Below are 23967 nucleotides of genomic sequence, written 5' to 3' on the forward strand. Positions count from 1 at the left end.
CTGTAACGTCGATCGGTGAACCACCTGGGAAAAGGGGAAAGATGACGACGGCAGCCGAGCTATTGGGTTACGAAGGAAAACGGGTCTTGGTGGTCGGGGGCGCGACTGGAATGGGCGCCGCCGTGGCGCAGATCGCCAAGGACCTCGGCGCACACGTCACGGTGATGGACTACGCGCCGGTCGACTACGAGACCGACCGCGTGATCCAGCTGGACCTCAGTGACCAGGATTCGATTGACCGGGCTGTCGACGCGCTCGACGGACCGGTCGACTCACTGTTCTCAGCGGCCGGTGTCGCCGACGGTCCAAAGTTGATGCAGGTCAACTTCATCGGGCATCGCCACCTGATCGAGCGGTTGTTCGCCAAGGACCTGCTGCCGCGCGGCTCGTCGATCTGCTTCATTTCCTCGGTGGCCGGGATGGGCTGGGAAAACGACCTCGAGCTGGTGCAGGACTTCCTGGCCACGCCGGACTACAAGTCGGCGCACGACTGGTGCCGGGAACGCGAGCCGCAAGGAATCATCCACTACGGGTTCAGCAAGAAGGCCATCAACGGCTACGTCGCGTGGCAGGGCTACCACTTCCAGAAGAAGGGTGTGCGGATCAACGCGGTCTGCCCCGGTCCTACCGACACTCCTCTGGCCCGTGCCAACGCCGATCTGTGGCTGACCTTCGCCCAGGACTACCGCGACGACACCGGAAGCAAAACGCTGACACCCGAGGACATCGGCAAGGCGATGATCATGCTCAACAGCGCCGCCGCGGCATCGATCAACGGGATCACGCTCAACGTCGACCAAGGACACGCCATGGCGTCGATCACCGGATCGTTCGCCCCCGGCAAGCCGATCATGGATCTGATCACCGGCCGGGTCCAATTGGCTTAAGCGTCTTGGCTTTCGGATCAATCACGCCGTAGCAAGAAGGGCCCGCGATGGCACACCGGGTAGTGGTTTGGGCGACGGGTGGGATCGGCTCGATCGCCATCCGGACCATTCAGCGCCGTCCCGAGTTCGATCTGGTCGGCGTGTGGGTGCACTCCGAGGAGAAGGTCGGCAAAGACGCCGGTGAACTCGCCAACGGTGAGCCGATCGGTCTGGCCGCCACCAATGACGCCGATGCGCTGATCGGCCTGAAACCCGACTGCGTGATCTATGCGGCCAGCGGCCCAGAACGCGACGCGCTGGCCATCCCCGACTACGTCAGACTGCTCGAGGCCGGCATCAACGTCGTCACCACCAGCACCACCCGACTGGTCAATCCGCACGCGTACGAACCGGCCGAGTGGCGCGACCAATTGGCCACCGCGGCCAAGCAGGGTCGGGTGTCGTTGTACGCGTCGGGCATCGAGCCGGGATTCGCCGCCGATTACCTACCGCTGGTGCTCACCACCCAGTCGTCAGCGATCGAGAAGATCCACGCATACGAGATCGCACTATACGACGACTACGGGGTTGCCGACATCATGAGCGACGCACTGGGTTTCGGCCGCCCTATGGAATACCAGCCATGGATCGGCTTTCCCGGTGCGATTGCCGGCGAATGGCAGGGCCAGATTCGGCTGATCGCCGATGCGCTCGGCGTCGAGGTGCAGGAAGTACGCGAAACCTTCGACCGCGCAACCACAAACCGGACGCTGGAAGTCGCGATGGGCACCGTCGAGGCGGGCACCTGCGGCGCGCTGCGGATGCGGGCGATCGGTGTGGTCGGCGGCCGCGAAGCCATCGTCATCGAACACGTCACCCGGCTCGCTCACGGCGTCGCACCGGACTGGCCGACCGGAATCGGCGACCTGTCCTATCGCATCGTGATCACGGGAGAGCCCGACATCGACTGCACGCTGACACCCACGCTGCGCGATCCCGGCAAAGCCGGGATCGGCGCAATGACGTCGGGCGCCGGCGCGATGGTGGCCACCGCGATGCGCGTGGTGAACGCCGTGCCGTACGTCGTCGCGGCCGAACCCGGCCTGCTGAGTTCGGTGGACCTCCCGTTGACCATCCCCAGGCACGCGTTCGTCACCGGGTGAATCCGTAGTCTCACACGGGTGACTTTCAATCCCCTCGAGGAGCTCACCCTCGAGCAACTGCGCACCCGCACCAGCATGAAGTGGCGTACCCACCCAGCCGATGTGCTGCCCTTGTGGGTCGCCGAAATGGACACCAAACTCGCGCCGACGGTGGCCGAGGTCATCCACAAGACCGTCGACGCCGGCGATACCGGATATCCCTACGGCACCGCCTATGCGACGGCGGCCGCCGAATTCGCTTCGCGGCGTTGGCAATGGGACGACCTGGCGATCAGCCGCACCCGCGTGGTGCTGGACGTCATGACCGGCGTCGTCGAGATGCTTCGCCTGGTCACCGACCGCGGTGATCCGGTCATCGTCAACCCGCCGGTGTACGCGCCGTTCTGTGCGTTCGTCGCGCATGACGGCCGCCGCGTGCTCGAAGCCCCGCTGGGCGCCGACGGCCGCCTCGACCTGGACGCCCTGGAGGAGGCGTTCGCGCGGGCCACAGCCACTGCCGACAAGGTTGCGTATCTGCTGTGCAATCCGCACAACCCGACTGGCGCGGTACACACCGCCGAAGAACTGGGTGGGGTTGCCGAACTCGCCCGCCGATTCGGGGTCCGGGTGGTTTCCGACGAGATCCACGCGCCGCTGGTGCTCTCGGGGTCGCGCTTCACTCCCTATCTGAGTGTGCCCGGCGCGGAGAACGCATTGGCTCTGCTATCGGCCACCAAGGCGTGGAATCTCGGCGGGCTGAAAGGGGCCCTGGCCATTGCGGGCCCTGAGGCGGCCGCCGATCTGCGCCGGATGCCCGAAGAGGTCGATCACGGTCCGAACCATCTGGGCGTCATTGCGCACGCCGAAGCGTTCAGCACCGGCGGCGACTGGCTCGATGCGCTGCTGGCCGGCCTGGACGCCAACCGCACATTGCTGGGCGAGTTGGTCGACAAGCACCTCCCCGGCGTGCGACTGATGTGGCCGCAAGGCACCTATCTAGCGTGGATGGATTGCCGTGAACTCGGGTTCGACGAAGAGCCCACAGCTGGACTCGCGGTGGTCGCCGACCTGTCCGGGCCCGCGCTCTGGTTCCTCGACCATGCCCGCGTGGCAGTCAGTTCCGGCCACGTTTTCGGCACCGGCGGCGCCGGCCATATCCGGCTGAACTTCGCAACATCGCAGGTCATCCTGACCGAAGCGGTCTCAAAGATGGGTCGGGCGCTGGCCGAACGGGAGTGAGGTCGCCTAGCGCTTATTGACCGTCCACTGTTGACATGTCATTAACGACATGCCAACATCGTCATGTCACTCACGGACCATCGAGAAGAGCCAGGAGCTTCACATGACCCACACCGACCAGCGTCGCGGCCCGGCCCGCGTCATCGACGGGTTCCTCAAGTCGCCGTTCGCCGGAATCGCGCCGTGGGCACTGCTGTCGATCCTGTCCGGGCCGGGGCGGTTCGAGGTAGCGGTGATCGCCGCGTTGGGCCTTTCGATGCTCACCCTGCTCCTCGGCCTCAGCCGCGGGATCAAGGTGCACGCGCTCGAGGTCTTCGGCGCCATGTTTTTCGCCGGCCTGGCTATCGTCGGCCTGTTCGCCACCACCAGCGAGATCCGCTTTCTCGAACTGTGGGCCGGCGAACTGACCAACATTTCGCTGGCAGCATTCGCCTGGGTCACCCTGCTGATCCGCAAACCGTTCACCTTGGCCTACGCCAAAGACACCACGCCGGCCGAGTACTGGGACAGCCCGCTGTTCAAGAAGATCAATGACGTCATCACCGCCGCCTGGGCAGGCGCCTTCACGTTCTCCGCGGCTGCCGGCTTCGTTGGCGCCTTCGTGCTGCACGACGCCGGCAACTTCTGGACCGGCTGGATCCTGCAATTGGCGGCGATCTTCTGCGCCGTCTCGTTCACCGACTTCTACCCCGACTACGCCACCGCCAAGTTCGACCTGGCCAACGGCGAGCCCGCGCATGTGCCCCCGGTCCTGCGGATTCTCGAATGGCTGCCCACCTTCGTCATCGTCACCGGCATCGCGGGTATGGTCACCAACTCCATCGACTACGTCGTCGGTATCCCGCTGATCGTGATCGGCAGCGCGACCGCAACACTGCTGGTCAAGCTCTCCGCCCCGGCCGGGGGCTAGAGCCGGGCCTCTCCCCACCGCTTGATCCGCTCGATACCTTCGACGATCTGATCGGGTGGCTCCGTGAATGACAGGCGCAGCGCGTTTTCGTGGCCGAAGACCGAACCCGGTACCACCGCCACGTGTTCATCCGCGAGCAGGGCCTGGGCGATGGCGTCTCCCGTCCAACGGTCCCCGGCATGATCTGCGACCAGCTCGCACCAGACGAACAGCCCGCCGTCCGGTGCGTTCCAACGCAACCACGGGATCGATTCGGCGAGGGCCGCACACAGCACATCGCGTTGCTTCCTGAGTTGCGCTGTGCGGTCGGTCAATTCAGTCCGTGGAATGGACAGCGCACGAGCCACCAGCGATTGCCCGGGTGTGTTCACGTTCCCGGCGATGTTCGACGCGATGCTGGCACACCGGCTGATCAGGCTCGAGTGGGCGGTGATCCACCCGATGCGATGGCCCATGAGTGCGAACGTCTTGGACGCGCTGGAGATGTGCAGGACACGCGCGGAACCCTCGGCGGGCAAGCGCAGCACCGACGGGGCTGGCCCGTCGTGCTTGTAATACTGGAACTGATATATCTCGTCGGCGATGATCCAGCGGTTTGTTTCTTCCGCCCAAGTGGCCAGCAATGTCAGGTCATCCTGCGACAGCGTGGAACCGGTGGGATTCGACGGACTTGAGTAGATGATCACTCGGGTCTCATCGCTCACCTGATCGATCCACGTCCGGACATCCGGCGTCTCAAACGAATACCGCAGCAACTCCACGCTGAGACCGGTGAGCCCGGCGACGTCCACGTAGCTTGGCCAGTAGGGATTTTGGATCGCGATGCACTCCCCAGCATCGCATAGGGCCAACAGTGCGATCATGATCGCCTGCTTGGCGCCATTGGTGACAAGATGCTGGTCCGGATTCGTTAGCCGACCGAATTCCGTTACGTACCAACCACACAGCGCTTCACGCAGTGCGAGCTCGCCACGGCTGCTGCCATAACCCGATGCCTTCGCCACATCGAATGCCGCAAGAGCGTCGAAGGTCAGGTTCGGCGGTGGCACCGTCGGAGCGCCGGCACCAAACGAGATGACGTGGGTCCCCAACCGCCGAAGCTCGGCGACCTTGTCATTGAGAGCTAGCGTTGGTGACGGGTTCCCGGCTGACCGACGGGAGAATGGCCTGGTGATGATGACCCCCTAGCGGAGTTCTACCGGAATGCGAAGGGAGGCCATTCAATCCGGTGAAGGTTACGGCTGCGGCGGCCACCAGGAGCGCGGCCCACGGTAGCGCGTCTGACAGGTGTGCCGCCTGGGACAAGGAGTAGGCGGCTCCGCACACCGCAATGCCCGTCGCCTGGCCCGCTTGGCGCGCCACGGAGGCAAACGCCCCACTGACGGCGGCATAGTCGGCGGATAATTCGGACATGGTTAAAACGTTGGTCGGGGTGTTAGCCATTCCCATGCCTGCACCGAGGAAGGCCGCGACGAAGCTGACCGCCACGGTGCCGGCGGCAGTGGTGACGAGCAACCCCACCGCCAAACCGGATGCGAGCGTGAGCAATCCGGCGACGGTGATGGCCTGATATGGTCCGAGATTCCTCATTATCAGCGGTGAAATTCGCGCCCCTCCCGCGTATCCAAACGCGAGCGGAACCAGACTTGCGCCGGCGACCAGCGCCGGAAGGTGTCGGCTGCCCTCCAGGAAAGCCGTCGCTAGCAGGAAGATCGCTCCGCCAACGCAGAAATAGTTGCCGACCGCCACCTGCATCGCGGTGCGGAACGTCAGCGATTGCCAAGCCTGGTCAGGGATCGGAAAGAGGCCCACACGCTGGCGCCGCCTGAGCAGGTATGCGACGACGGCAGTCACCACCACCAGCAGGCCGAACGGGATCAGCAACTCCCGCTCACCGATGGCGATGAGCAGGCCGACCAGAGCGAACATTGCGACGCCGAGCAAGACGATGCCCTGCCAGTCGTGTCGCGGCGGAGTGTGGGCGGGAGTCGAGGGAAGCAAGACACGCGACAGCACGGCGAAGCCCGCGGCCAGCACCGCGGTGACCACCGGTATCAACCGCCAACCGACGGTCCCGGAAATGAATCCTGCGGCCAGTGGGCCGGTGGCCATGCCCAGGCCGACGACGACTCCCCACGCACCGGTGAAGCGCTGCAGTTCCTTGTGCGACCGGGCAAGTACGCGCATCATGCCGAGTCCGACCGGCACCAGAATCGACGCGCCGATAGCCGCCAGCACACGCGCTGCGATCAGCGCAATTGCGTTGGGAGCCAACGCGGTAACCACGGATCCGACGATGTAGACAATGAGCCCGGAAACCAGCAGACTGCGCTTGTTGAACCGGTCACCGAGTGCGCCGGCGACAATCACCAGAGCCGCGAGCGTCAGGCTGTATCCGCTGAGAATCCATTGGCCCTGCGCGAAAGTGGCAGGCAATGTGTCGCGTATTTGAGTCAGCGCGACCTGGTATGCGGTGCCGTCGACATTGACAATGAACGTCGACAACGTGCACACACCCACCGCGAGACCTCGTCGGCCAGGTCTCATCATGTGGCGACGGTGGCTGCCGGCGGTAGCTCGACGATTTTCGCCAGCTCAGCAAAACCCATTTGGCGGCGTACTGCTGCCGGGTCGGTGAGCACACCAGATCCGCAACCATCAATGGTTGCCCGGACTTGGTGCGCCAAGCCAAGGTTGTCTGTCAACGTGATCTCCCCATCGGGCGTGACGATGTAGGGGGTGTCCTCCATCCCGGACCGGAGAATGTCGACATTGCTATCGGGCTGAGCCGCATAGCTGGCGAGGCGTTCCAGCGGTCCGGCAAGCCTCCCTTTGTGCCGACCGAACTCGAGCTCTTTGATGTGTGCGCGAGCGTGCTCCGGCAGCACCGCGGCGCCGACGGAAAGCGTCACCCTGCGAGATTGCCTTCCGCATAGGTCGTACTCCAGCGACTTGGCCAGCGAGACAGCGTGGCAGAACTCCTGGTAACTACCTGGAAACGGAAACCGGGGCGAAAACCCGAACAGCAGCGTGATATTGAGCTGCCCTTCGGAACCGAGCCGAATCAGTGGATGCTCCACGGCGAAACGAGTCATGGCGTAGCTGCGGTCCAGCTGAACCCATTCGATTTCGTGCAACAGGTGGAGCCTTCGTCGGGCATCGACGGCCTTACGGTAGACCTTTAATTGCGTATGTGGCGACGTGGTTCCGTAGTGGCTGCCGCCCTTCGTCGAATGAACCTCAAGCGCGGCCTCGCTGTTGCTCTTCGTTGCAACATAGTGACGCACGGCGCGCGCGAACTCCGGGCGCGATGCCGCATCGATGCCGATGTCGGTGCCCTGGCGCTCGAGATCGAGTATCACTTGAAGCTCCGCGGCCGCTTGTTTGGTGACGAAGTGAGCGCCGCCGAGATGTAGCGGCAAGGCGGCCTGACTGATTCTTTCCCACTCACCGTGACGGCGGATCGCTTCCTTTACCTCGACCCCGTTGCGGCTGGCCCCGAAGCTAATGAGCATGCCGGGCATGCGATCCTGGATTTCGTAGCTCAGCGCGGAGTAAAGCGCGTTGGACGTGCTCTGCTCCTGCGTCTGTGGGTTGCGCGCGTGGTAGTGATAGTACCGGACACCGATGTCGAATAGTGCGGTCGCCTCGGCGACGAGCTGCCCGGTGTCGGATTTGATCGTTTGTCCACGTGACACGAGGTCGATGAACGTATCGCCCGTCATCGCGTGATTTCTGGGAGTGAACTTAGCGCCGGTGACCGCAGATCCGAGGACAAGGCCGCGCTGCATACCCGTGCTCCTTCGTTATATGTGTGAACCGTTCCCCATTAATGCGTGAACGCTCCCCCCCGCACGGGTAGCCATAACAGCATTGCGTCGGGGTAGCTACATGTCTGTCACCCGAGTGGTCACCCAGGGGATGAATCCCCTTGTCCCCCAGTCACGGGACGCTATGTCCCCCTGCTAGGGGACGAGCACTATTGCGCGCTCTCGGTCGCCGTGACCGCGAGCACAGCATCGGCCAGCTCGGGCCGGCATACCACCAGGTCAGGCAGCTTTGGATCGGGCTGGTTGTAGGCCAGCACGGAACCGTCGATGCGCGAGGTGTGCAGTCCGGCGGCTCGGGCAACCGCGACCGGCGCGGCCGAGTCCCATTCGAATTGGCCGCCGGCGTGCACGTAGACATCCGACAAACCCTGAACAATCGATGCCACCTTGGCTCCGGCGGAACCCATCTCGACCAAGATGCCGCCCAGCGCGTCGCGGACCGCCAGCGCGATCGCAGGCGGGCGGGTACGCGAGACGACGATGCGTGGCTTGTCCGGGGCCGCGGGCGGTGGATCGACATGAGGAGTCGCCAGGGTGACTCCCTGGGCCGGCAGCGCGACGGCACCGGCGCTGAGCTCGCCGGACACCCAGAGTGCGACATGTACCGCCCAGTCGTTGCGGCCGAGCTCGGAGAATTCCCGGGTGCCGTCGAGCGGGTCGACGATCCAGACGCGATCCGAGCGCAACCGGACGGGGTCGTCGGCGCCCTCTTCGGACAGCACCGCGTCGTCCGGGCGCTCGTTGCCCAGCGCTTCCATCAGAAAATCATGGGATCGCTTGTCTCCGGCTGCCTTTCGCTCGCTCGCGTCGGCCTCGGCGAATTCGCTTCGGACGCCGAGCAGCAACCGGCCCGCCTCGGCGGCCAGGTGTGCGGCCAGTGCGTGGTCATTCATGGGCAGCCTTCACGCTAATGGAACCTACCGCACGCACGATACATTCAAACCCGTGAGATCCGATGCCGACCGGGTGATAGACATCTACGAACGCAACGCCGATGCGTGGTCCCGGGACCGGGGCGACGATGTACCTGAAAAGGATTGGCTGAAAAGGTTTTTGGCGCTGCTCCCCGGCCGGCCGACCGTGCTCGACGTGGGCTGTGGATCCGGCGCGCCGATTGCCCGGCACCTCGCCGAACACGGCTGCCAGCTCACCGGGGTGGATGCCTCGAGTGCGATGATCACAATCAGCGCAAAGCGGCTACCCGAACACCAATGGCATGTCGGCGACATGCGAACCCTGGCTTTGGGCCAGAGATTCGACGGAATTATCGCCTGGGACAGCTTCTTTCACCTCCCCCAAGCCGGCCAGCGCGCGATGTTTCCCATCTTTTCCGCCCATGCCGCACCAGGTGCGGCATTGATGTTCACCAGCGGCCCGTCGGCCGGCGAACAGATCGGCAGCTATCGGGGCGAGCCGCTGTTCCACGCCAGCCTGGATGCGGATGAATACCGGGAGCTTCTGCACGACAACGGATTCGGCGTCATCGCCCATGTTGCCGAAGACGCCAGCTGTGGCTACCACACCATCTGGCTCGCACAGCTCAAAGCCCGAACTGATCCTCGATGATGCCGAGCCAGATCTGCGCCGAATCGATGGCCACCTTCTCACTGATGAACGCGTGCTGCGTCCCGGTGTAGATGTCACGGAAAGCGCGTTCCAGCCGACTGCCCTCACGGATGGAGCTGGTGCCGGCAACCAGATGCGCCCATTCCGCGCAATTGCGGGCGGCATCGGTGGCGTAGACGGCGGCCGCGCGCATGTCTGCCCGCAGAGTCGGGGTCAATTCCGACCCGGCGGCAACGGCGGCTTCAGCGGTGGTGAACGCGTCGAGCACCAACAGACGGGCGGCCCGCCACGCCGACATGTGATGAGCGAGTCCCTTCTGGAAGGTCGGGCGGCTGGCCAGCGCCGCCATGTCGCTCATCCGGTATTTCGTCGCGGCCAGCTCGGTCACGTCGTCGAGCATGCTCTTGGCAACACCGAGCGCCCATGAGGCGTGTCCGGCAGCCGTCACGGGCATCAGTCCCATCCGCGTCGCCGGCGAACTCCCCCGGCGCGGCTCGCGCTCGAACAGTCCGAAGGTCCGGCACTCGGGCACGAACACGTCCTGCGCGCTGTAGTCGTAGGACCCAGTTCCCTTGAGCCCCTGCACATACCAGCCGTCGTTGAAGCTGATCTGTTCACGCGGAATCACGGCCACCCGCATGTCCGGGATACCCTCACTGACCCAGCGCATTTCGCCGTCGTCCATCGGGAAAAACCCGGCCGCAACGTACTGCGAATGACCGGTGCCCGAACCGAAACTCCACGATCCGCTCAGCCGGTAGCCGCCGTCGGCGGCGATGCCTTGTCCGTTGGGAAAGAACTGGCCGCCCATGGTGACGTGGTTGTCGTGTGCGGTGAAGACTTCGGCGAAACCCTCGTCGGAAAGATATGTCGCGGCCGCGAACGACGACGGCAGGTTGGCTATTCCGATCCACCCGAATGAGCCGTCCTGCCAAGCCATTTCGATCCATGTCTCGATCATCTCGGCGAACGACGGTTCCACGCCGCCGGCCGCCTTCGGATTGAAAGCGGTCATCAGCCCGGTGGCCCACATTTCGTCGACGATCGCTCCGGTCAGGGTGCGGATCCGCTCGGATTCGGCGGCCTCGGCGCGCACCAGCTCGCGCATGCCCCGGGCCAAATCGGCTGTCGACGTCATCCGCGCTTCCTCTCGCCAGTGTTCGCCGAGCCTGCAGTTTCGCAGGTGCCTACTCGCATTTTTGCTGCAGATTTGCAGGCTCGGTGAACGCGACCCTCATTTGGGGAGTCCGAACAACTCGACAACGCCGTGGTCGCGCCCGGCCGTGTAGCCGCCGTCGACGGCGATGGCCTGACCGGTCACGAAAGACGCGTCGGGAGAGACCAGAAACGCTGCCATGGCCGCTACTTCCTCCGGCCGGCCCAACCGCTGCAGGGCATGCTCCTTGGTAATCGAGGCACACGGACCTTCCATTCCCGGGATACCGAAGACGCTTTGGGCCATCGGCGTGTCGATGAAACCGGGACAGATCGCGTTGGCGCGGATACCGCTGGGGCCGTAGTCGAGCGCGATGTTCTTGGTCAGCAGAACGACACCACCCTTAGCGGCGTTGTACGAACTCCCGCCCGCGGTGCCTTCCAGGCCCTCGATGCTGGCCAGCGTCACGATCGAACCGCGCTCGCCGTCGACGCGGGGTTGTTCGATCATCTTGATCAGCGCGGCCTTGGCCACCAGGAACGTTGCGGTGAGGTTGACGCCGATGACCCGGTCCCATTCGGTGCGGTCGAGCAAATGGACCGGCCCGCCGCCGGCGACACCGGCGGAATGGACCACCCCGTCGAGCCGCCCGGGTACCGCGGCCATCACCCCGGCCACCGCGCCTTCGTCGGTGACGTCTGCGGCGACGAACTGGAACCGGGGCCCCAGATCCGGCGGCGAGGCCAAATCGACACCGACGACGGTGCCGCCCTCGGCGAGCAGGCGTTGCGCGGTGGCCAGGCCGATGCCCGAGGCCGCACCCGTCACCACGAACGTGCGGGATGCGGCACGGTCAGCGCCCACCGGCAGTCGTCCTTTCCAGTGCCTTGGCGCAACCGTCGAGGATTGCTAGAAAGCTCCAGCGCAGCAGCGGACGGGTCACCGCCTCCAACAGCTTGCCGCCGGCGCGTGCCGGGTGGGTGTATTCGGTCTGCCATTCGACGCGCGTGCCGTCGCCTGACGGGATGAACGTCAGTGTGCCGCCCTGGTGATTGAACGGCGGGAAGGATTCGACGATCAGATAGGAGTAGCTGCGTGGTCGGTCGTAGGCGGTGATGCGTTCGCGGAAGCGGGGTCCGACACACGTCACCTCGCGCACCGCGCCAGCACCCGGCGGCGAGGAATCTTTCGCGTAAGCGGCCTTGAGAACCAGTGGAGCAGCGGTCAGGTTGACCGGATCGACCAGCCAATCGAAGACCTCTTCGACAGGTGCCGCAATCGTTCGCTCCAAGTGAATCTCGACCATGACGACATGCTAGACCGCCCCTCACCGGCACAGCTGGCGAGCGCAGACGGGTCTAGGCAAGATCGTCGGGGTGCAACTGCCCGAATTCCGTTATCACCCCGACCCGCTCGCCACCGGCTCGATAGTGGCAACCGAGGTGAACTGCGTAAGCTGCGAACAACTTCGGCCGTATGTCTACGTCGGTCCCGTCTATGCGACCGAGGATCTCGACGACGTTGTCTGTCCCTGGTGCATCGCGGACGGCACCGCAGCAAGACGGTTCGACGCCGAGTTCACCGACGTCGCATGGACGGTACCCGGCGACGTCCCCGAAGCGGCGACGGACGAAGTGCTGCACCGGACTCCCGGGTTCACGGGTTGGCAGCAAGAGCAATGGCTGCATCACTGCGGCGACGCTGCCGCCTTCCTCGGCCCGGCCGGTAGTACAGAGGTGGCCAACCTGCCAGACGCGTTAGGGGCGCTGCGCCGCGAAGGGCGCAGCCACGGCTGGCCTTCCGAACAGATCGAGGAGTACATCGCGGCCCTGGCGACGGGGGACGCACAGCCGACGGCCTACCTGTTCCGGTGCCTAGTCTGCGAGGTCCACCTGGCCTACTCGGACTTCACCTGAGACTGCCCGGGTTCGGCGTCGACCGTTTCGACGGTGAGTCCCCCGTCGGGCCAGCCGCCGTTGACAAAACTCGACGCTCACCCGCGGACGCAGCCGTCAGCGCTGACTGCCGAATAGTCGTATTCCACCAGCAGAACCCTCCGCTTGGCCCCGCGCACCGACCGAAGCGTCCGGCTCGACCCGAAATTCATTGCCCCGCTTGATGAACGGAATCTCGCCGGGTTCGCCGATCTCCATCTTGGGCGCGCCCAGCGGCTTGGCCATGCACCAGATGCTGACGCCGATCGCGGCCGCGAGCGCGAATAGCTCAACGCGACCGAAGGATTCACGAGCTGAATGTGCGATTGCCATGTCCAGGAAGATAAGCCACGACGCCCACCGCAACGCGCGCCGCCAGCCGGCAACTCGCCTCGGTGGCGGACCCTCGTCGCCGTCGAGATCAAGTGCGTCCTCATCCGGTTCCGTCCGGGAGTAGTAGCGATTGCGGTATTTCCTGGTCGTTAAGCGCCTCAGGTGGAACCATCTGAAGGATGGCAATGGAGATGGCGATGATGGGCCTCGTCGGAACGGTCGTGGGTGCGTCGGCCATGGGCGTCGCGGGCATTGCGAAGTCGGTCGCCGAGACGTACTTCCCCACTCTGGCGGCCGGACGCGACCACAAACATCAGATGAACAGCACCCTGCAAGCGCAGCGCTACGAGGCGGTGCGAGCGTGGCGTGCCGGTCTCTGCGGCGCCAGCTGCGCCTACCGGGAGTGGGCGGCCGGACCTCGCGATGGCGATCCGCCGAACGTAGCCGGCGACGAGTGGTATGAAGGTCTGCGCCCGCATCTGCCGACCACCGGCGAGGGGGCGAAATTCCGCAATGCCCACGAAGTCCATTGCGACAACCCGACTCTCATCATGCTGTCGCTGGAGATCGGCAGAATAGAAAAGGAATGGACGGACGAGGCCAAGGGCGCGCGCCAGCGGCGGCGACAGCGGCGGTGACGGGATACTCACGGCCATGACCATCGCACCCCCAGCACAGCGTGAGCCCGCCCAAACCACTGCCTACCGACTCGCGGCCTTGTTGATCGGGGTGGGCACCACCCACTTCGTCGCGCCCAAGCCGTTCGACGACATCATCCCCGCCGAGCTGCCCGGAAGCCCCCGGTTCTATACGTATGCCTCGGGAGTCGCCGAGTTGGTGGTCGCGATGCTGCTGGTGTCGCGCCGCACCCGCCGGTTGGGCGCCGGGTCGGCAGCGGCGCTGTTCATCGGGGTCTATCCGGGGAACCTGAACATGGTCCGGCTGTGGTGGGGCAAACCCTGGCCGATGCGGGTGATCGCCCTGGCCCGGCTGCCGTTACAGATTCCGATGATCACCGCCGCGCTGCGGGTCTACCGCAACAGCTAAAGCGGCGAGCCGATGCGGTGCAGGGTGCCGTCAGGATCGACGTAGGCGAATTCGCGCAAGCCGTACGGCGTGTCGTGCGGTGGGTGCAAACAACCGCCGAGCTTCTCCAGCGCCTTCCACTCGTCATAGAGAGCGTCGGCGTCACTGACGTAGAGGTAGACGCTGGATGCGGTAGTGAGTGGGTCGTGTTCGGCCCACTCGGTGAGGTGCATCTGGACGGGTCCCCGGTCGACAAAGCCGTAACGCTCCGGGCCCTCATAGCCGCGGGCCTCGAAGCCGAGCCGGCGGTAGCGCTGCAGGGCGGCGTCGAGATTTCGGACGGGAAGGATCGGCGCTATCGAGGTGAAGTCGATTTCTGACACGACAGGAGTCTGTCAGGCGGGCGTTTGCTGTGGCATTCTGCGTGGGTGGACGCTGATCCGACGGGTCCGCAATCGGGGATCGTGACGTTCCTGTTTACCGACGTCGAGGGCTCGACACGTCGATGGGAAACCGACGCCGACGGGATGCGGGCCGCCCTGGCGTGCACGATCAGGTGTTGCGCCAAGCGATCGAATCGCGTCGGGGCTGGTTGTTCAAACACACCGGAGACGGCGTTTGTGCCGCGTTCGTCTCGCCGCGCTGTGCCGTGGATGTCGCCGAGGGCTTGACAGAAGCCGCCGAGGCGACCCGCAACCCCGCGATGCTCTGCTATGCGCTGCTCGCCGTCGGCTACGCATTTCGCGATACCGACCCTGCGCGTGCTCTAGCAGCGATGCGCCGCGGACTGGCAATCGCCCAAGAAACCGGAAACCGCAACGTGGAGTCGCATCTGGCGGCCGTTCTGTGTCGCGTCGAGGCGAAGTACGGTGAACCGCTGGCCGCGCTCGGTTACTTCGGGTTAGCCATCCACAATCACCATGAGTCGGGCAACACCACCATGATCAGCACGCCGCTGGCTATCCTGGCGGCATTCTTCGACCGGCTGGAACGCTTTGAAGCGGCGGCCACCATTGCCGGTTTCGCGTTCGGTCCCGTCACCGCAACGTCCTTCCCCGAGCTGACCAGCGCGATCGCGCACCTGCGCGATGTGCTGGGCAACGACACCTACGTATCGCTGTCCAATGCAGGGGCCAATTTGACCGCCACCGCCATGGCAAACTACGCGTTCGACCAAATCGACCGATTCCGAACGGAACTCGAACAAGCCAGGTAACTCTCGGAGCGTTCGAATTTCGTCTCGGCCGGGTCACGCAAGGATCACGCAAGAAACACGCAAGCCGTCGGCGACAACCTTGCGTTCATGAACATCACACGCCGCCCGTCGCGGGACGGGCTCACAGACGTCGCCTCGCTTTTCGACGCCTTGGCTGCCGTTGCCGTCCGCGGCGAGGTCCCCGGGGCCGAGTTGCTCGCGCGCGTCGCGGCGGCCCGGCCGATGCTTAACGCACTGGCACTCGAACCCAATGACGGCGAGCCGTATTCGCGGTCAGTCCTGCGCGTCGACGACAACGTCGAGATCATGCTGGCACGCTGGCGTCCGGGATACAGCTGCGCGCCGCATGACCACGGCGGCTCAGGCGGCTTCGTGGTCGCGGTAGAGGGCACCTTCACAGAGCGGCGGTTCGATTGGCACGGCGCAGATCTGGTCGTCACCGAGACGGCCAGCAGGTCAATGGACACAGCGATTCAAATCACCAGTGACGTGATTCATGACATGACGGCTGAAGCGGGCGGGCTGAGCCTGCACCTCTACAGCCCGCCACCGGCCGGCATGCGGGTGTTCGACTTGCAAAAGGCCGAGGCGATGGAGCTGGTCGGCGATTACGGCGCCTGGATCCCGCAGGACGAACACACGCGGATCCCCTTCGCCGACATCGCACCCAAAACACAACGACGGCCCGTGATTTGGGTGGCCCACACCACCCAGTACCGCGGCGGATCGGCCGAGTTCGCGGTGGCCGCCGCAACCATGAGCCGCGAGCTGGCCGCAGCGCATCCCGGCGCCGAGGTCACCGTGTCCGGGCTGCATCACAAGGCCGACTTCACCGCCGAATTGGCTTGGCTGGCCGAGTCGGGTCAGGAACTCCTTGAGCTGCACCTGATCAGCCATGCCGGGATGTACGGGCCCATGTTCGGCTCGACGCAATGGCCTGAGCAGTTTTCGCCGCACGAATGGCAGGCCATGAGGATTCCGTTCGCCGCGAATGGGCGGGCGTACTTCCACGCCTGCCGGACCGCGCGCTGGTTCGCGCCCTTCTTCGCCGACGTCTTCGGGGTTCCCACGTTCGGCAACCAGAACTACACCACCGTCTCGGCCCGCAAAGACCACTTCGCGTGGGCGGGCCGTCGGTCCCTGGCCCGCCCAAAGCTCTACCTGATCGCCACTCCCGGCAAGAAATCCCACGGATGGCGGGGCTCGGTCCGCAAATACAGCGGCTGTGCCGCGGAGCCAATGGTGGAAAGCCTTCCCGCCGAACTTGACCAGGCACATCCGGACCGGTCCTACGATCGGGTCGCCGAACTGTACGACCGCGCCTACGCCGACATCCACGTTCGCCATGCCGAGTGGCGCTGGATAGCCGACCGATGCGCCCGCGCCCGCGCCGAACTCGGCCGACCATTGCGTGTACTCGAAATCGGTTGCGGTAATGGCGCTTTGCTGCGCGCCCTGGACGAACAGGGCGATATCGACTTCGCCGTCGGCGCGGACAGCTCGGCTGGGATGCTCGCACGGGCAGCCGAACGTAGCCACGACCGCGCCCGGCTGCGATTCATCAAGGTCAACGGCCCGGCGCTGGATATTCCCGACGCCCACGTCGATGTGGTGATTTCGTTCCTGTCCTTCCGCTACCTGGACTGGGACCCGGTCATGGCCGAGATCCGCCGGGTCCTGGCGCCGGGCGGACGGCTCTGGGTGGTCGACATGGTCGAGCGACCGGCGCGGATACGTGAGTTGCCGGTGCTCGCCCGGTCGGCGATCGCACACCTGCGAACACGGCTGGTGCGACGACAGTTCGCCAAGGATTTGACCGCATTGACGACACATCCCGACTGGCTGAATATGCTGAAGCACAATCCGATCCGTGCCGAGCACGAGTACCGCTGGTACTTCGGCAGTCGCTTCCCCGCCGCCGAACTGGAGACCTTGACGGCGACCGCGTCAGCGCGGGTGCTCGCATTCGATTCGGGTCCGCTGCCCAAGGGGCAGACCCCCGTCCTCTCCTTCCCATGAATCCCTGTCTGGGCATCGTCGACTGGGGCATCGGGGGCATCGGCCTGCTGAACGCTCTGGATCGGTTGGCACCTGGCCTGCCGGTGCTGTACTGGTCGGACGCCGGGGCCACTCCCTATGGCCGGATGAGCGTCGATGAGCTGACCGATCGCCTGCTGACGGTGGTCACGGCGCTCGCCGAGCGTGGAGCGACAGAGGTGGCGCTGGCATGCAATGCCGCCAGCACCGTGGTGGGACGGCTCGGCGCGGCGGGGGCGCCAGTGGAGGGAATCATCGGCCACGGAGTCGCCTCCGTGCCCGACGACATCACCGGTCCCATTGGTGTGGTGGGCGGACAGCGCACGATTGCCGCGGGTCACTATCGGCGGGCGCTGGCCAGGCCAGGGCGAGTGGTGTTATCCCGGGTGGCACAGCCATTGTCGGCACACATCGAGGCAGGCCGTACCGGGTCACCGCAGTTCCGCGCCGATCTGGCCAAAATTGTTGCGCCGCTGCAGCGAGTGGAAGCCTTGGTGCTGGCCTGCACTCACTACCCGGCCGCCAATCCCTGGTTCGCGGCGGCGCTGCCGCACGCCGTGCTGATCGACCCATCCGAACGGATGGCTACCGCGATCGCCGAGCGCCATCCACACGCCCGATCCGCCGCGGGCCCGTCCGCGCGGGTCTTTCTCACCACCGGCGATCCGAAGGCCATGCGACTGGGTGCGGCCCGGGCCTGGAGCGCTGCATTGACGGCCACGGCCGTCCGGACCGGCGCCGGCCCAGGCCGTCGGTACCGGCGGTCAGCTGCGTAGTCATGTCTGGCTATCCTGACTCGATGTCCGACCCAACGAGATCCAAGGTGGACACGGTCCTAGCGATGTTCGACAGTTTTGTACGCCAGGACCGCGACTTGGCGGAGCGGCTGATCGCCGCTGACTTCGTCTTCACCAGCCCCCAAGACGATCACATCGACCGCACGGAATTCTTTGAGCGCTGCTTCCCTACCGCGAATCGTTTTGTGCGACAAGATATTTTGCACGTGGTGCCTACGGATGGCAACGATGTTTTCGTCATGTACGAGTACGAGCTAAGAACCGGTGAACGCCACCGCAACGTTGAACTGCTCACAGTCCATGGCGATCAGATCACCGAGGCACAGGTGTTCTTCGGCGGGCGCTATCCCTGAACGCCTCCGGCCTGGGCGCGCGCCGGGCTGTGATTACTCCCGCGGCGCTGCTCTAGCTGCAAGTGGTTCGAAGCCGACCTCAATGGCTCTGGCACGAAACCGCGCCATGAACTCGTCGTGGCCGGCCGTGTCGCCCTGCGCCCGCGCGACCAATCCACGCAGCCGCAACAGGGGCAATTCGTGGAGCAGGAAGCCTTCGTCGGTCGGCACCGCCGCGAGTCGGTCGATGGAGGCCAGCGCTTCCTGTAGGTCGGCGTCCGTGCCGTGTGCGACCAATGCTTCCACCAAGGCCGTGACCGCCAGCCAGCGCCAGATCATCTCGCCCGACGAATAGCTTCGGTCGACGACGCTGCGCGCCAGCTCGATGGCGCCGTCAAGATCTCCGTTTCTGGCTTTCTCTCTTGCCAATTCGGGCTCGATGATTTGCAAGGCCATTCCGACAAAGCGCTGTCTGGCCACGGAATCGCGAGCTTGGGTCAAAAGCGCTATGCCTTTTTCCCGGTGACCGTCACCGTGGTGCAGTTGCGCGAAACCATGCGCAAGTCGGGCGAATCCCAGCACGAATTCGTCGCCGGTCTGCTCTGCGATCCACAGTGCGTCGGCGGTGGTTTGCAGTGCGGTGGCATCAGAAGCCATGGCACCGAACGGGATGGCCAGCACGTACTTCCACATGATCGTCATGACGTGGACCGTGTGATCGATCGGAGCGGCCAGTGTGATGGCAGCGTCCGCGTCGGCCTGCCACCCCGCCATTCCCAGGCACATCTTGCAGAAGCCCGTGATTCCCATCGCTATAGCGAGCGGTGAACCGAAAACAAGGTTGCCTTTCCTGGGATCCCCGTCGGCCAATTCGATGGCACGCCGCGCCCACCGCATCCCGTCTCGCAGCGCGCCACCCTCCATTTTGGCGTAGGTGCCCGCGTAGAAAAGGCCGACTGTAAGGGTCGGATCTCCGATTGAATCGACGAGTTCACTGAATTCGCCCGCCAGTTCGGCCGCTTCGCGGGTGCGGCCACTTGTCGCGAGCGCCATGACGACGCCGGACATGCCCATGGCCAGCGACACCCGATCCTCGGCCAACGCGCACAACTCGCGCAGTTCCGCAAAGTCGGTATCGCTGGGACAATGACCGGCCAGAAACGCAGTCGCGCACAACAGCGTTCGAGCCTGGAGCTGCATCCGGGTGCGGGCCGCATGATCGTCTGGCAGGCGGTCTGCGACCTGACCGGCACGTTGCCAGCTTGTTCGCGCCGACACCAGGTCACGGTGATGCGACCACGCTCCGGCGCGCATGTGCCAACCAAAGGCCACGTCCAAATCTCCTGCTGCTTCGCGATGCTCGGCGATCAGGGCGGCGTTCTGGTCAGCTGACTCGGGATTACGCTGCTCGATCACGGTGGCCAGCCGCCGGTGCTTTTCCGCCCGCTCTGTTTTCAACTGCGACTGGTAAGCGACGGTTCGGACCATTGGATGCCGGAACGCATATTCGGGGCGCGGGGTGAACCGGACCTGATCGATCAGCTCGAGACGCAACAGGTCTTCAAGTGCTGCGGCCAAGCCGTCGGTGCCGCCGACAACGGCGTCGAGCACGTCGGAAGTGAAGCGGGCGCCGATGATCGCTCCGGCATACAACGTTTGCTTGACGCCGATTTCCAGGCGGTCGATGCGTGCTGCGATAGTGGCCTGCAGTGTGCTCGGCAGCGTGATGGTGGCGGTTGCCTCCCGGCAGGCGTAGCGGCCCGGCTCACCGTGCAGTACGCCCCGCCCCGCGAGGTCCCGAGTGATCTCTTCGGCGAAAAACGGGTTTCCCAAGGCTTGTTCGGTGATCTGTGAGGTCAGGCCGGCCACCGAGGCGTGGTCGCCCAATAACTCACCGACGAGAGCGCTGGTGTGCGCGGTGCTTAACGGTGCCAGAGCAATGGTGTGGCCGCCGGGTGAGCGTGACAGTGCACCCTGGTATTCCGGCCGATAAGTAATCAGGACCAAAGACGGAGTTTGGGGAACCACTGTCACGAATTCGGCGAGCATGGCTTCGCTGGCCTCGTCGATCCAGTGCGCGTCCTCGATCACATAGACCGCTGGGCGGGTGCGCGCCAGGGCTGCAGCGTTCAGCAGTGCCGCCAGCCGACGACGCCGGGCGTCCGGAGTGATACTGGGCAAAGCAGCTGCGGTGTCACCGATTCCGAGCAGATCGTCGAGCAGCAGCAGATCATCTGGATTCGCACCGGGAATGCGTACCCGCACCGCCATTCGAGCCGCATCGTGCGCGACATCGCTGATACCGAAGACGGTTCGCAGCAGCCGGACCACGACATGAAAAGGGACATCACAGGTATGGGATTCGCAGTAGGTGCTGAATACCTCGACGCCGCGACCGGTTGCCAACCGCACGGCCTCCGCGACTGTGCGACTCTTGCCGATACCGGGCGGCCCGACCACCCCCGCCACACAGCCGGCGCCACCGATCGACTGCTCGAGAATGCCGCCCAGGCTGGTGAGCTCCCAACTGCGACCCACCAGTGTCGACTCCCTGCGCTGAGTACGCCCGCCACCCAATGCCAGCAGCCGTCGCGCCGGGACCGGACCAGTTGCGCCCTTGATCTGCACCAGCTCGGAATCGCCGAGGTCGGCGGCATGCTCGACGAGCAGCGCGGTGGATTCGCTGATCATCACTCCACCCGGTGGTGCCGCGGATTCCATGCGCTGCGCCATTCCGACCTGCTCGCCGATCGCGGTGTAACCCGATGGGCCCGAACCGATTTCACCTGCGATCACCTGACCCGAATTGAGTCCGATCCGCAGTCGCAATTCGACGTCGTCGTGGCGCTCGACCTCCTCAGCAAAGTGATGGATTTTATTTTGGATGCCCAATGCAGCCAGACAGGCGCGCAACGCATGGTCTTCGAGCGCGACCGGCGCCCCGAACACCGCCATGATCCCATCACCGGTGAACTTGTCGACCGTGCCGCCGTAGCGCTGGACTTCGCTTGCTGAACGGTCGAATATCTCCGTCATGAGCTCGCGTAACCGCTCCGGGCCCAGCTTCGCTGCTAGTTGCATGGAGCCCACCACGTCCGCGAACAACACGGTCACCTGTTTGTATTCGGCCGGCGCGGGCGTGCTGCTTGTCGGCGACCCACAGCCATCGCAGAACCGGGCACCCTCGCGCAGCGACAGACCGCATGCCCTACAAGTCGAAGCCGTTAGAGATCTGGGATCGCTTGTCAAGGCATCTCCTCGACCGAGCGCAGGTGGCCCTCGAAGTCCCGCGTCGCCGTGCGCACGTGGTAGCGCTCGGCAGAAGTGCCATCGAGAGGCGTCACTGCTTCAAGACCGCTCCGATCCACTTTCGTATCGTGGCATTGGTCGAGGCAGTTCGGAAGAAACATGAGGAAAGGACGCTAATGTCGAAGGCCCTTCGGTTGCTGGGCACCATCGCGGTCGGATCGGTCAGCATTACCGCGTGTGCGACCACCCATGCCAGCCCGACCACTTCGCCCACCAGCACCGCACCGTGCGTCGGACTGTCCAGTTGTCCGCCTCCGCCGCCGGACGCCGAGGGCAATCCGGCGTGCTATTACGCCGACGGCTGGCAAGCCACCTCATCGGGCAAGGGCATCGAAGTGTGGTATTTCCACGAACCGCAGAATATGTCGCGGGCCGAAAGTGTCACCGCAGTAGTTCGCAAGAAAGACGGCACCACCGAATCCCAGGACGCCAATATCGAAGCGGGCCAGCAGGTACATCGCTTCGAGTTTGCGGCCATCGCTAAATCGGCGGTGTCGGAGGTGTTCTTTGATAGCAGCGGTGCCCGCTGCTTCGTGATCGGTCCGGGTACCTGACCCGTCTAACCGATCAGATCCTGCATCAGCTGGTGCCCGCCGAGCACTATCGCGGCCCGGTCCGGTCCGCTTCCGCGCCGAACCGCGGCCGCGTTGTCGCCCGCGATGAACACCGGGCCGTTCGCCAGGTTCGCCAGTCCCTCGTCGGCCACCGCCGCGGGATCGGAGACGGATATCCCCGGCACGTCGAAGTTGAGTCCGGCGCGCTCCATGGCCGGCGTGCGGATCACGCCTAGTACAAGCTCCAGGACGTCCACGCCGTGATCGCGCAGCTCGAGCCACAGGCTCTCGGCGAACAGCCGGCTGAATGCCTTGACGCCGGTGTATGCGGCTTGACGCATCGAACCGTACGTGGCGGCAATCGAGCCGACCAGCAGGATGCCGCCCCGGCCGCGAGCACGCATCGGCCGGCCGAAGTGGTGTACGAGTTCTAGCATGCGGGTCACATTGAGGTCGATCACCTGACCGACATCGGCGAGCTCGGCATCGAGGTACTGGGCACGGCAGGTGTTGGCGCCGGCGTTGTAGATCAGCAGGCCGACCTCCAGGTCGCCGGTTTCGGCGCTGATGCGCGAAACCGATTCGGGCGCAACGAGGTTGACCTCAATTGTGCGAACCTGAGCGCCGAGCCGGCGACATTGCTCAGCCGTGTCGTGCAACGGCCCCGGTTTGCGCGCGATCAAAACCAGGTTGATGCCGTCGCGCGCCAGGCGCTTGGCGAATTCGGCACCGACTCCCTCCGAACCGCCGGCGATCACGGCCCACGGCCCGTACCTAGTGGTGTCGATCATGACGATCCATCCGACGGTCGCCGAACGTGTGCTGAGCGCGAAAATTCGGCGAGATCTTGACAGTGGTTACACGCTGGGCGCAGCGCCGGCGGCGTCGAAGACTCGCGCGGCCGACGGCGCGCCTCGGGCGATCACCACCGGCATCGAAGTCGCCGCGTGGGTGCTCAAGATCGTGTGCACCACCTCGACGAGGTCCTCGACGGGCATCAGCTTGCCGGGCATGCAGCCGCGTGACACCCACAGCGGGTAGGCCTTCATAGCCAGCTCGCGGTCCCAGCCGACGTTCATCCCGGTGGCGGCATCACCTTCGCCGCCCGCGCACTCCCCCACAATCAGGCAGGTGAAGCCGATATCGGGGTGCTCGGTTCGCCAGGCTTCGACAAGCCGCTCCAGCGCCGCCTTGCTGACACCATATGCACCCAGCCCCGGCCACGGCGGCCCGAAGCTGCCGGCGTCGGAAGACAGGTAAACCACCTTGCCCCCGGCACTCAGGTGCGGCAGTGCGGCCGCCGTCACCAGAGAGGCCCCGATGACGTTGGTATCGAAGACGCGTCGCCAGGTCTCCGCGTCGGTGTCGGCCAGGGCAACCAGTGGACTTATCGCGGGCGCGTAGACGACGTTGTCGATGCCGCCCAGAGCATCGGCAGCGGCATTGATGGCTGAGCGGCACGACGCCTCGTCTGTGACGTCACACGCGATGGCGACGGCTCCGGGTCCCGCTTCCTGCGCTGCCGCCTCGGTGCGTTCCTGCCGGCGGGCCAGCATGGCGACCTGAGCGCCGCGCCGCGCCAGGCCGATACCGATACAGCGGCCCAGCCCGCTTGATGCGCCGACGACTACCGTTTTCGACATATCCGCCCTCCAGCCGAACGCAAAGTGTGCCCGGGGTCGAGGCTACGCGGCGCGTTTTACCGCCGTGGCGGCTGCTT

The 23967-nt window shown here is 65.0% G+C and carries 24 protein-coding genes and 1 pseudogene; 13 read left to right on the forward strand and 12 right to left on the reverse strand.

All coding sequences use genetic code 11. From position 1 onward, the window contains the following. Positions 1-41: 41 nt before the first annotated feature. The 4 genes from AWC27_RS13720 (at position 42) to AWC27_RS13735 (ending at position 4157) form a co-directional block, all read left to right on the forward strand. Positions 42-887: an SDR family oxidoreductase gene (locus tag AWC27_RS13720; RefSeq protein ID WP_085670981.1), complete on the forward strand. Its 846-nt coding sequence runs from the start codon at positions 42-44 to the stop codon at positions 885-887. A gap of 47 nt (positions 888-934) precedes the next feature. Then, positions 935-2029 carry an NAD(P)H-dependent amine dehydrogenase family protein gene (locus AWC27_RS13725; protein ID WP_085670982.1) on the forward strand — a complete coding sequence of 365 codons (1095 nt, stop codon included), beginning with the start codon at positions 935-937 and terminating at the stop codon, positions 2027-2029. Between the two features lie 18 nt (positions 2030-2047). After that, entirely contained in the window at positions 2048-3247 is a 1200-nt protein-coding gene (locus tag AWC27_RS13730; protein ID WP_085670983.1) for a MalY/PatB family protein, read from the forward strand. Positions 3248-3350: 103 nt separating this feature from the next. Next, positions 3351-4157, forward strand: coding sequence for a DUF3159 domain-containing protein (locus AWC27_RS13735; RefSeq protein WP_085670984.1), 807 nt, complete (start codon positions 3351-3353; stop codon positions 4155-4157). Here the strand turns inward: AWC27_RS13735 and AWC27_RS13740 are convergent. The 4 genes from AWC27_RS13740 to AWC27_RS13755 all read right to left on the reverse strand — a co-directional run bounded on the left by AWC27_RS13740 (position 4154) and on the right by AWC27_RS13755 (position 8880). Beyond that, on the reverse strand, positions 4154-5248 hold the full coding sequence (locus AWC27_RS13740) for a pyridoxal phosphate-dependent aminotransferase (RefSeq protein WP_169726783.1): 1095 nt from the start codon (positions 5246-5248) through the stop codon (positions 4154-4156). The genes AWC27_RS13735 and AWC27_RS13740 overlap by 4 nt on opposite strands. Before the next feature lie 22 nt (positions 5249-5270). Further along, entirely contained in the window at positions 5271-6662 is a 1392-nt protein-coding gene (locus tag AWC27_RS13745; RefSeq protein ID WP_169726784.1) for an MFS transporter, read from the reverse strand. 41 nt (positions 6663-6703) lie between these two features. Then, positions 6704-7948, reverse strand: a complete 1245-nt coding sequence (locus tag AWC27_RS13750; protein WP_139836984.1) for a hypothetical protein — start codon at positions 7946-7948, stop codon at positions 6704-6706. A gap of 188 nt (positions 7949-8136) precedes the next feature. Then, the gene (locus AWC27_RS13755) at positions 8137-8880 is read right to left on the reverse strand and encodes a 3'(2'),5'-bisphosphate nucleotidase CysQ (RefSeq protein ID WP_085670988.1); all 744 of its coding nucleotides are present in this window, start codon (positions 8878-8880) and stop codon (positions 8137-8139) included. Positions 8881-8932: 52 nt separating this feature from the next. Between AWC27_RS13755 and AWC27_RS13760 the strand changes: the two genes are divergently transcribed. Further along, the gene (locus tag AWC27_RS13760; protein ID WP_245847071.1) at positions 8933-9553 is read left to right on the forward strand and encodes a class I SAM-dependent DNA methyltransferase; all 621 of its coding nucleotides are present in this window, start codon (positions 8933-8935) and stop codon (positions 9551-9553) included. On the opposite strand, the gene AWC27_RS13765 is transcribed toward AWC27_RS13760, so the two are convergent. From AWC27_RS13765 to AWC27_RS13775, 3 genes are all read right to left on the reverse strand, one after another. After that, positions 9528-10691, reverse strand: a complete 1164-nt coding sequence (locus AWC27_RS13765; protein WP_085670990.1) for an acyl-CoA dehydrogenase family protein — start codon at positions 10689-10691, stop codon at positions 9528-9530. The two genes, AWC27_RS13760 and AWC27_RS13765, sit on opposite strands and share 26 nt — an antisense overlap. A gap of 96 nt (positions 10692-10787) precedes the next feature. Further along, positions 10788-11573 (reverse strand): SDR family NAD(P)-dependent oxidoreductase, encoded by a 786-nt coding sequence (locus tag AWC27_RS13770; RefSeq protein WP_085670991.1) that lies wholly within the window; start codon positions 11571-11573, stop codon positions 10788-10790. Continuing rightward, entirely contained in the window at positions 11563-12015 is a 453-nt protein-coding gene (locus AWC27_RS13775) for an SRPBCC family protein (protein WP_085670992.1), read from the reverse strand. Before AWC27_RS13775 ends, AWC27_RS13770 begins: the two co-directional genes overlap by 11 nt. Positions 12016-12085: 70 nt before the next feature. Here AWC27_RS13775 and AWC27_RS13780 point away from each other — a divergent pair, with 70 nt between their 5' ends. Next, entirely contained in the window at positions 12086-12625 is a 540-nt protein-coding gene (locus AWC27_RS13780; protein ID WP_245847074.1) for a CbrC family protein, read from the forward strand. Between the two features lie 96 nt (positions 12626-12721). Here the strand turns inward: AWC27_RS13780 and AWC27_RS13785 are convergent, their stop codons facing one another. Continuing rightward, a complete protein-coding gene (locus tag AWC27_RS13785) occupies positions 12722-12976 on the reverse strand; it encodes a hypothetical protein (RefSeq protein WP_085670994.1) in 255 nt (84 codons plus the stop codon). Positions 12977-13155: 179 nt separating this feature from the next. Between AWC27_RS13785 and AWC27_RS13790 the strand changes: the two genes are divergently transcribed. Further along, positions 13156-13614, forward strand: coding sequence for a hypothetical protein (locus AWC27_RS13790; protein ID WP_083112777.1), 459 nt, complete (start codon positions 13156-13158; stop codon positions 13612-13614). 16 nt (positions 13615-13630) lie between these two features. After that, positions 13631-14023 (forward strand): DoxX family protein, encoded by a 393-nt coding sequence (locus AWC27_RS13795; RefSeq protein WP_085670995.1) that lies wholly within the window; start codon positions 13631-13633, stop codon positions 14021-14023. Here AWC27_RS13795 and AWC27_RS13800 read toward each other — a convergent pair. Then, the gene (locus AWC27_RS13800) at positions 14020-14376 is read right to left on the reverse strand and encodes a bleomycin resistance protein (protein WP_211281626.1); all 357 of its coding nucleotides are present in this window, start codon (positions 14374-14376) and stop codon (positions 14020-14022) included. The two genes, AWC27_RS13795 and AWC27_RS13800, sit on opposite strands and share 4 nt — an antisense overlap. A 54-nt stretch (positions 14377-14430) precedes the next feature. On the opposite strand from AWC27_RS13800, the pseudogene AWC27_RS13805 reads away from it, so the two are divergent. The 4 genes and pseudogenes from AWC27_RS13805 (at position 14431) to AWC27_RS13820 (ending at position 18405) form a co-directional block, all read left to right on the forward strand. Beyond that, positions 14431-15218: pseudogene (locus tag AWC27_RS13805) on the forward strand (nucleotidyl cyclase domain-containing protein). Between the two features lie 87 nt (positions 15219-15305). Continuing rightward, entirely contained in the window at positions 15306-17237 is a 1932-nt protein-coding gene (locus AWC27_RS13810) for a methyltransferase domain-containing protein (RefSeq protein ID WP_085670997.1), read from the forward strand. Further along, positions 17234-18031, forward strand: a complete 798-nt coding sequence (locus AWC27_RS13815; RefSeq protein ID WP_085670998.1) for a glutamate racemase — start codon at positions 17234-17236, stop codon at positions 18029-18031. Before AWC27_RS13810 ends, AWC27_RS13815 begins: the two co-directional genes overlap by 4 nt. 23 nt (positions 18032-18054) lie before the next feature. Further along, positions 18055-18405 (forward strand): nuclear transport factor 2 family protein, encoded by a 351-nt coding sequence (locus AWC27_RS13820; protein ID WP_085671060.1) that lies wholly within the window; start codon positions 18055-18057, stop codon positions 18403-18405. 33 nt (positions 18406-18438) lie between these two features. Here the strand turns inward: AWC27_RS13820 and AWC27_RS13825 are convergent, their stop codons facing one another. Beyond that, the gene (locus tag AWC27_RS13825) at positions 18439-21633 is read right to left on the reverse strand and encodes an ATP-binding protein (protein WP_085670999.1); all 3195 of its coding nucleotides are present in this window, start codon (positions 21631-21633) and stop codon (positions 18439-18441) included. A 176-nt stretch (positions 21634-21809) separates the two neighbouring features. Between AWC27_RS13825 and AWC27_RS13830 the strand changes: the two genes are divergently transcribed. Further along, the gene (locus AWC27_RS13830) at positions 21810-22247 is read left to right on the forward strand and encodes a hypothetical protein (protein WP_085671000.1); all 438 of its coding nucleotides are present in this window, start codon (positions 21810-21812) and stop codon (positions 22245-22247) included. A gap of 5 nt (positions 22248-22252) precedes the next feature. On the opposite strand, the gene AWC27_RS13835 is transcribed toward AWC27_RS13830, so the two are convergent. Together AWC27_RS13835 and AWC27_RS13840 are read right to left on the reverse strand one after the other, a co-directional pair. Next, positions 22253-23038, reverse strand: coding sequence for an SDR family NAD(P)-dependent oxidoreductase (locus AWC27_RS13835; protein WP_085671001.1), 786 nt, complete (start codon positions 23036-23038; stop codon positions 22253-22255). Positions 23039-23104: 66 nt separating this feature from the next. Beyond that, on the reverse strand, positions 23105-23890 hold the full coding sequence (locus AWC27_RS13840) for an SDR family oxidoreductase (RefSeq protein ID WP_085671002.1): 786 nt from the start codon (positions 23888-23890) through the stop codon (positions 23105-23107). Positions 23891-23967: the final 77 nt, after the last annotated feature.

It is taken from the genome of Mycobacterium szulgai (assembly GCF_002116635.1).
Classification (GTDB): Bacteria; Actinomycetota; Actinomycetes; order Mycobacteriales; family Mycobacteriaceae; genus Mycobacterium; species Mycobacterium szulgai.